The sequence below is a fragment of the Embleya sp. NPDC050493 genome (assembly GCF_044458105.1).
In the GTDB taxonomy this organism is placed as follows: domain Bacteria; phylum Actinomycetota; class Actinomycetes; order Streptomycetales; family Streptomycetaceae; genus Embleya.
Genome location: NZ_JBITHP010000052.1, coordinates 24,087 through 31,972, shown reverse-complemented (window position 1 = coordinate 31,972; position 7,886 = coordinate 24,087). Strand labels below are relative to the sequence as shown.

General features: G+C 74.2%; 1 protein-coding gene. It reads left to right on the top strand.

Features of this window, described 5'->3' with window-relative positions:
- Window positions 1–32: 32 nt before the first annotated feature.
- Window positions 33–7,682 (top strand): type I polyketide synthase, encoded by a 7,650-nt coding sequence (locus ACIBM5_RS45750; RefSeq protein WP_396012633.1) that lies wholly within the window; start codon window positions 33–35, stop codon window positions 7,680–7,682.
- Window positions 7,683–7,886 lie beyond the last annotated feature (204 nt).

Sequence of the window (7,886 nt, the reverse complement as noted above, 5' to 3'; positions counted from 1 at the left end):
TGGAGATCGGGCCGGACGGTGTGTTGACCGCGATGGGCCGCGAGAGTGTGGAGGGCGCGTCGTTCGTGGCGTTGCAGCGCCGTGACCGGCCCCAGATCCGCACCGCCGTGACCGCGCTGGCCCACCTGCACACCGACGGCCACACCGTCGACTGGTCCCGACTGTTCACCGGAACCGCCGCCACCCTGACCGACCTGCCCACCTACCCCTTCCAACACCGGAACTATTGGCTCTCGCAGTCGTCGTCGGGTGGTGTCGTCTCGGCGGGGCAGGTGGCCGCGAGTCACCCGATGCTGGACGCGGTGGTGCGCATCGCGGGTGCCGACGAGGTGGTGTTCACCGGCCGACTGTCCGCGCGGACGCACGCCTGGGTCGCCGAACACGAGCTGGGCGGACGGGCGTTGGTACCGGGTACCGCGCTGATCGACATGGCGATGTGGGCCGGCGACGAGGTCGGCTGCGCCGGTGTGGCCGAGATGGTGGTCACCGCGCCGCTGGTCCTGCCGGAAACGGGCGGGGTGCGGGTCCAGCTCGTGGTGAACGAGTCGCAGGACACCGGGCAGCGGCCGTTCGCGATCCATTCCTGCCAGGAGGCCGACGAGGAGTGGACCTGCCATGCCACCGGTCTGCTGGCCTCCTCGGTCCCGGAGCCGCGATTCGAGCTGACCGAATGGCCGCCGGCCGGTGCCGTGCCCCTGGCGACGGACGGCTTCTACGAGCGGCTCGCGGAGAACGGCTACGTGTACGGTCCGACCTTCCGTGGACTGCGGACGTTGTGGCGCCGCGACGGCGCCGCCGGCGCCGAGTTCTTCGCCGAGGTGGCGCTGCCGGAACACACGGACACGGCACGATTCGGGATCCATCCCGCCCTGTTCGACGCGGCCATCCACCCTCGGGTCTTCGCCGCGGTCGCCGACGCGGGCGAGGACTTCACGCTCCTGCTGCCGTTCGTGTGGAACGGGATCAGCCTCCATGCCACCGGCGCGACCGCGCTACGGGTACGGGTGGTCATCGACGGCGAGACCGAGGGCGGGACCTCCTGCCGGGTGCAGATGGCCGACGAGGCGGGACAACCGGTCGCCGAGGTGCAGTCGGTGGAGGCGCGCCCGGTGTCGGCGGACGGGCCGACCGCGCGGGACGAGACGGCCGGCTCGCTGTTCGGCGTGGACTGGGTCGGGGTCGAAGTGGGCTCGTCCGAACAGGCCGGGCACTGGGCCCTGATCGGCGCTCCCGACCGGTCGGTGGACGAGGTGTTGACGGTCGACCGCCGCGAGACGTGGTCGGACGCGGCCGGGGCCGACGTCCTGGTCGCCGTCTACGCCGCCCGGCCGGCCGGCGAGATCGTCGCGCAGGTGCACGAGACGGTCGTCGAGGCGCTGGACCTGGTGCGGGAATGGCTGGCCGACGATCGGTTCCCGGCAAGCCGGCTCGTCGCGGTGACCCGTGGCGCGGTGGTGGTCGGCGGGGACGAAGCCGTGCCGGATCCGGTGGGCGCCGCGGTGTGGGGCCTGCTGCGTTCGGCACAGTCGGAACACCCCGACCGGATCGTGTTGGCGGACGTCGACGCCGACCCCGCCTCGCTCGCGGTCCTGCCCGCGGTGCTGGCGGCGGGCCATGATCAGGTCGCGGTGCGCGCCGGCGCGGTGACCGTGCCACGCCTGGTCCCGCAACCCGCGGTGGACGCCGCCGGGCCGGAGTTGGCGCCGGCGGGCACGGTCCTGGTGACCGGCGGAACCGGTGCGCTGGGTGCGCTGTTCGCCCGGCACCTGGTCACCGGGTACGGCGTCCGGAACCTGGTGCTCACGAGCCGACGAGGCCCGGACGCCCCCGGGGCGCACGCACTGGTCGAGGAACTCACCGCGCTGGGCGCCACCGTAGGGGTGGTGGCCTGTGACGTGGCCGACCGCTCCGCGCTCGCGGCCGTGCTCGACGCGATCCCGGCGGAGCACCCGCTCACCGGCATCGTGCACACCGCCGGCGTCATCGACGACGGCATCATCACCGCACTCACCCCCGACCGGATCGCCACCGTGCTCCGCCCCAAGGTCGACGCCGCATGGCACCTACACGAACTCACCCGCGACCGACCGCTCGCGATGTTCGTGCTCTTCTCCTCCCTCGCCGGCACGCTGGGCAACCCGGGCCAGGCCAACTACGCGGCGGCCAACCACTTCCTCGACGCGCTCGCCGGGTACCGTCGCGCGCACGGCCTTCCCGCGCTCTCCCTGGGCTGGGGTCTGTGGTCCGTGGCGGGCGGCATGCAGGCCGAGGTCACCGCGGGCGGCCTCGACCACCTGCGGCACACCGGACTGCGGCCGCTCTCCGTGGCGGGCGGCGCGGCGCTTTTCGACCGGGCGCTCGCGGCGGACCGCCCGGTGGCCCTGCCGGCGCGGCTCGACCTGCGGACACTGCGGTCCGGATCGGCTCCGGTCCCGCCGATGTTGCGCAACCTGGTGGGGCGTTCGTCCCGCCGGGTGGTTCGGCAGGGCGCAGGCGGCCTGCGGGCACTGGCCGACCGGCTGGCCGCGTTGCCGCACCAGCAGCGGCACGAGCAGGTCGCCGATCTGGTGCGTACCGAGGTGGCCGCGGTGCTCGGGTTCGGCTCCGGCGAACGGATCGGCGAAGGTGTGCCGTTCCGCGAGTTGGGCTTCGACTCGCTGACCGCGGTCGAACTGCGCAACCGGCTGGCCGCGGTCACCGGCCTGCGGTTGTCGCCCGGGGTGGTGTTCGACTACCCGACGGTCTCGGCGATCGCCGAACACCTGCTGTCCGAACTCGGCGGCGACCTGCCGGCCTCGGCCACGGCCGTCGCCGCGTCGGTTCCCGGTCCCGGCGGCGAGAACGAGCCGATCGCGATCGTCGGCATGGCGTGCCGCTTCCCGGGCGGGGCCAACACCCCCGAGGAATTGTGGCAGTTGGTGGTCGACGGGGTCGACGCGATGGCGGACATGCCGGACGACCGCGGCTGGGACATCGAGCGGCTGTGGGATCCGGATCCCGACAAGCCCGGCACGTTCTATCCGCGGGCCGGCGGATTCATCGACGCCGCCGCCGAGTTCGACGCCGGCTTCTTCGGGATCTCGCCCCGCGAGGCGCTCGCGATGGACCCGCAGCAGCGCTTGCTCCTGGAGACCTCGTGGGAGGCGCTGGAGAGCGGCGGCATCGACCCGCAGTCGTTGCGGGGCAGCGACACGGGCGTCTTCACCGGGTTGACCGCGCAGGGATACGGAGAGGGCGGCGACGGGGTCGAGGAGAGCGCCGAGGGGTATCGGCTGACCGGGTCCACGACGTCCTTCGGTTCCGGCCGGATCTCCTACGTCCTGGGGCTGGAAGGCCCGACGATGTCCATCGACACGGCGTGCTCGTCGGTGCTGGTTTCGCTGCACCTCGCCGCGAACGCGGTGCGCAGCGGCGAATGTGCCCTGGCGCTCGCGGGCGGCGCGACGGTGATGGCGCAGCCCATCGGGTTCATCGAGTTCTCCCGGCAACGCACCCTGTCGCCGGACGGCAGGGCCAAGGCGTTCGCGGAGTCCGCGGACGGCACCGGGTGGTCGGAGGGTCTGGGCCTGTTCGTGCTGGAGCGGCTGTCCGACGCCCGGCGGAACGGACACCCGGTGCTCGCGCTGGTCCGGGGCAGCGCGGTGAACTCCGATGGTGCGTCCAACGGCATGACCGCGCCCAACGGCCCGTCGCAGCAGCGGGTGATCCGGCAGGCGCTGGCCAACGCCGGCGTCGAACCGTCCGAGGTGGACCTCCTGGAGGCGCACGGGACCGGTACCCGGCTCGGCGACCCGATCGAGGCGCAGGCGCTGCTGGCGACCTACGGTCGGGATCGACCGGCGGACCGCCCGCTGTGGCTGGGGTCGGTGAAGTCCAACATCGGGCACACCCAGCACGCCGCCGGGGCAGGCGGTCTGATCAAGGCGGTCATGGCCATGCGGCACGGCCTGATGCCCAGGACCCTGCACGTGGACGAACCGACATCCGCCGTGGACTGGTCGTCGGGTGCGATGGAACTGCTGACCGAGGCCCGCCCGTGGCCGGAGCTCGACCGGCCGCGCCGGGCCGCGGTGTCCGCGTTCGGGATGAGCGGCACCAACGCGCACGTCATCCTCGAACAGGCACCCGACGACCCGGCCCCGGCCCCGGCACAGGTCGCGGTGTCCCTGCCGGCGGTGCCGTGGGTGTTGTCGGCCAAGTCGCCGCAGGCACTGCGTGCGCAGGCCGACCGGCTGCTGTCCGTGTCGGCCTCCGACGCCGCGCCGAACCCGCTCGACATCGGCTTCTCGTTGGCGACCCGCTCGGTGTTCGACTACCGCGCGGTGCTCGTCACCGGGGGAGGCGCACAGGCAGCGGCCGGGCTGCGGGCGATCGTGGAGGGCGAGGCGACCGTGGCCCGGGACGGCCGGACCGCGTTCGTGTTCACCGGGCGGCCGGTCACCGACCGGTTCGCCGACGGACCGGAACGCGACCTGTACGAGACGTTGCCGGTATATGCCGAGGCGTTCGACGCGATCCTGACCGAGCTCGGCGACAAAGGGGAGGACGCGAGCCTGTTCGCCGCGGAGGTGGCGCTGTTCCGGCTGGTCGAATCCTGGGGTCTGACCTTCGGCTGCGTCGCCGGGACCGGGATCGGCGAGATCGCCGCCGCCTACGTCGCCGGGGCGCTCTCGTCGGCCGACGCCGCCCGGCTGCTGACCACCGGAGACGGGGGCGACGTGACGTTCGCCGAACCGCGGATCCCGGTGGTGTCGCCGCACACCGGCCGGCCGCTCGTCGCCGGCGACCCGGCAGGGTCGATGGGGTCCTCGGGGTCCGAGGGGATCGCCGCCGCCGAGCGGTGGATGGACGAGCAGCGGGTGACCCGGTTCGTCGAGTCGGGCCCGCGGCGCACGATCGAGGGTTCGGTGCTCCTGCTGCGAGACGACCGGCCGCAGGTGCACACCGTGCTCGACGGCCTGGCGGAACTGTTCGTCGCCGGGGCGTCCGTCGACTGGGCCGCCGTCTTCGCCGGAACCGGGGCGCGCCGCACCGGCCTGCCCACCTACCCGTTCCAGCGCGAGAGGTACTGGCCGGCCGAATCCGCCGACGCCGCGAGCCTCGACCCGGACGCCTCGGAGCACGCCCTGCTCGGCGCGGCCATCGCGGTGGCGGGCCGGGACGAACTGGTGTTCACCAGTCGCCTGTCGCTCACCACGCATCCCTGGTCGGCGGACCATGCCGTGGCAGGTGTGCCGGTGCTGCCCGGGTCGGCCCTGGTGGACCTGGCGATCCGGGCCGGCGACGCGAGCGGCTGCCCGGTGCTGGCGGAGCTCACGGTCGTCGAGCCGCTCGTCCTGCCCGACCGCGGCGGTGTGCAGGTGCAGGTCGTGACCGGCGCCGCCGACGAGGCCGGGCGGCGGACGGTGGGCATCCACACCCGGCCCGCCGCCGGACCGGGCACGGACGGCGCGGCGCGGGACTGGACCTGCCACGCCACCGGCCTGCTCGCCCCCGCCGGCGACCGGCCGCAGGTCGACTCGGCCGGGTGGCCGGCGGCCGCGGCCAAGGCGGTGGACTGGGCGTACGAGGACTTCACCGACGCGGGTCACCACTACGGCCCGGTGTTCCGGGGTCTGGAGTCGGTGTCGCGCCGGGGCGACGAGGTGTTCGCCGAAGTCCGGTTGCCCGAAGGGGCGATCGCCGACGTCGGGAGATTCGGGATCCACCCGGCCCTGCTGGACGCCGCGGTACAGCCGCTGCTGATCGGCGCCGCCGAGGTCGAGCCGGACGGTACGGCCCTGCTGTCGCTGCGGTGGGAAGGCGTCGCCCTGCACGCCACCGAGGCGACGGTCCTGCGCGTGCGCCTGGCGCCCGCCGGATCCCGGGGCTTCCGCCTCGAGGCGGTCGACGAGGCCGGACTGCCGGTGCTGGTGGCCGAGTCGGTGCGGCTGGTCCCGGCGCGCGTGACGCCGAGGGACGGCGCGGCGACCGCGGCTCCCGATCGGGCCTCGCTGTTCGAGCTGGGCTGGACCCCCGTCCCGCAGCGGGCCGACGACGAACCGGAGAGCCTGCTCGCCCTGCTCGGCGGCGACCCCGGCGAGCCCGGCGACCCCGGCGACCTCGCCGAGGTGGCGCCGCTGCGGTTCGCCGACATCGAGTCGGCGGCGGCGTCCTACACCCCGTGGGACGTCCTGCTGGTGCAACCGTCGCAGCCGGGCGCCTCGGCCGGCCGACCGGTGGACGTGCACCGGGCCGTGGAACGGGCGCTCGGCGTGGCGCAGTCCTGGCTGGCCCAGGAGAACCTGCCGGACAACCGCCTGGTCGTGGTGACCAGGGGAGCGATGGCCGTCGGGGCGCAGGACGAGGTGCGCGACCCGGCCGGGGCCGCGGTGTGGGGTCTGCTGCGGTCGGCCCAGGCGGAGCACCCCGACCGGATCGTGCTGGTCGACCTGGACGACGACCCGGCCTCGACCGAGCTGCTGTTCGCCGCGGCCCAGGCGGGGGAACCGCAACTGGCCGTCCGGGCCGGGCAGATGCTCGCGCCGCGGCTGGTGCCCTCGACCGCGTCGGACGGGCCGGCGCCGACCCTCGCGACGTCCGGCACCGTGCTGGTCACCGGCGCCGACGGGCCGCTCGGCGCGCTGTTCGCCCGGCACCTGGTCACCGCGTACGGGGTCGAGCACCTGGTGCTCGCCCATCCGCACGGGCCGGACCCGGCCGCCGAGCGGCTGCGGGACGAACTGGCCGGTCTCGGTGCCACGGCCACCGTGGTGGCCTGCGACCCGGCCGACCGGACGGCCGTGCGCGCGCTGCTCGCGGACATTCCGGCCGAGCATCCGCTGACCGGGACCGTGCACACCCAAAACGTCCTGGACGACGGGGTGTTCACCGCGCTGACCACCGAGCGGGTCGGGCACGTGCTGCGGCCCAAGGTGGACGGGGCGTGGAACCTGCACGAGGCGACCGCGGACGCGCCGCCCGCACTGTTCGTGCTGTTCTCCTCGGTGGTGGGCATGCTCGGCAGCCCGGGGCAGGCCAACTTCGCCTCGGCGAACGCGTACCTGGACGCGCTGGCCACGCAGCGCCGGGCGGCCGGACTGCCCGCGGTGTCGATGGCCTGGGGTCGGATGGTCGAGAGCGCCCAGTCCGGCCTGCGGGTGATCGCCGAGGACGAGGCGTGCGAACTGTTCGACGCGGCGCTCGCCACCGGGCACGCCGTGGTCGCACCCGCACCGCTCGACCCGGCCGCGCTGCGCCGCGACACCGCGCAGATTCCGGTCGTGCTGCGCGGGTTGGTACCGCGCGCCGAGCGCCGGAAGGCGAGCGCCGAGCTGCCCGCCGACCGGTTCGCGGAGATGACCAGGACCGAGGCCGAGACGTACCTGCGTGACCTGGTGCGCGCCGAGGCGGCGGGGGTGCTCGGGCACGCGACGCCGGAGAACGTGCAGTGGGAGGTGTCCTTCCGGGACTCCGGATTCGACTCGCTGTCCGCGGTGCAGTTCCGCAACCGGCTGGCCGAGCAGACCGGCCTGTCGCTGCCCACCACGCTGGTCTTCGACTACGCCTCGCCCGGCGTGCTGGTGGACCACCTGCTCGAACGGCTCGCCGTCACCGACGGGGTCGGCCGCCGCTCCGCCCTGGCCGAACTGGACAGGCTGGAGGCCGTCCTGATGGCCGTTCCGGTCGAACCGGTGGACTAGCAGGACTCCGGTCACACGGAGATCGCCGCCCGACTGAGCGCCATCCTCGCCCGCTGGAACAAGACCCGGACCGATGCGCGGCCCGACGCGATCGCCGCCGGTGGCGAGTTCGACCTGGCCGCCGCGATCGAGACCGCGACCGAGAACGAGGTCTTCGACTTCATCGACCGGGAGCTGGGCCGCTCCTCCGCCAACCCGAACCGC